This is a genomic window from Neolewinella persica DSM 23188, from assembly GCF_000373105.1.
Classification (GTDB): domain Bacteria; phylum Bacteroidota; class Bacteroidia; order Chitinophagales; family Saprospiraceae; genus Neolewinella; species Neolewinella persica.
Genome location: NZ_KB890495.1, coordinates 1 through 1238 on the forward strand (window position 1 = coordinate 1; position 1238 = coordinate 1238).

Here is a 1238-nt window from a genome sequence, read left to right on the forward strand (position 1 = left end):
GTACCGCCACCGACAGTGATGTCGATAGAACCGGTAGCCGCTCCGTTACACTCTACGTCTACGGGGGTGCCACTCAGCGTCAGCGCCGTTGGCTCTGTAAGGATACCAGATGCTACATTAGAACAGCCCTCAATATCAGTTACAGTAACTGAGTAAGTAATTCCCGCAGAAAGGCCAGTAATAGTTTCAGGCTCTCCTGGAACTTGTGTGCCTCCACTCCAAGAGTAAGTAAATGGTGCTGTTCCTCCAGCAGTAATTGTAGCCGTTAAACTTCCATCATCGTCGCCAAAACACTTGATACTTCCGTTTGGATCAGTATCTGCCACAAGGATAATAGGCTTAGGATTTACGGTCACCATTTGGGTAGAATTACCCTCTACCATCCTGACGAAGTCATTGTTTCGGTAAATATCAAACATTTCGTAAGCAGTGTTCCTAGTATTTTCAGTTAGCGTACGCATGTACCTAAATGTCCACTCTTCTCCATTATTAATCTGCATGTCACCATCTGGATTAGACGTAGGATCTAATAACGGAATCAGGTCGAAGCCATCTTGTGTACCACTAACCAAAGAGAATACAGTATCCGTGACCATAACCATTCGAGCATTCAAGCCAAATTGCTGACCAGATAGACGAATGATTACGGTGTAATTCGCATCGTCACCTTCACAAATTTCGTCTGAAAGAACCAGCTTTTCAATGTTAAATAATGACCCGATATAGTGACTTGGATCATCATCAGAAACAGTGGGACCTGTAGGATCACCATTAACATCTAAAGGTTGTCCAGTAGCCGTTACCTCGTTCATGTAAGGGTCATCTACAGAGATTGTAGCTGGAGCAGAGGCGGTGAGTGTCTCACTTGCACCTGCAGCAAGGAATGGTATTACACCAATCAACCCTTCCTGATCATCAATGACTTGAACATCGGATAGGTCAAGTGTACCATCGTTAGTGACAACGTATTGCCATACAACAGTAGGTACAGGATCTTGAACTCCCCATACGTATAGTGGTGCAGTACCTGGATCAAAGACATCAGCGTCAAGGAATTGATTTGTAACGGGATCGAAAGTTGACTTCTCGACATCAATACTTGGTGTCTGCTCAACGGTCACAGGCACATCGTCCTGGTCGTCTTCCGTCGGNACGTCGTTGTCCGGGGTGGAGTCGTCATCATCGCCGTCGTCCTCCGTGATCTCCGCTTCGTTCGTCAGGCTTGTGCCCTGGAAGGT

1 protein-coding gene is annotated in these 1238 nt (G+C 46.3%); it reads right to left on the reverse strand.

Translation table 11 applies throughout. From position 1 onward, the window contains the following. Positions 1 to 812: SprB repeat-containing protein (locus tag B036_RS31315; RefSeq protein ID WP_455015153.1), on the reverse strand; the 812-nt coding region annotated here is incomplete at its 3' end. Positions 813 to 1238 lie beyond the last annotated feature (426 nt).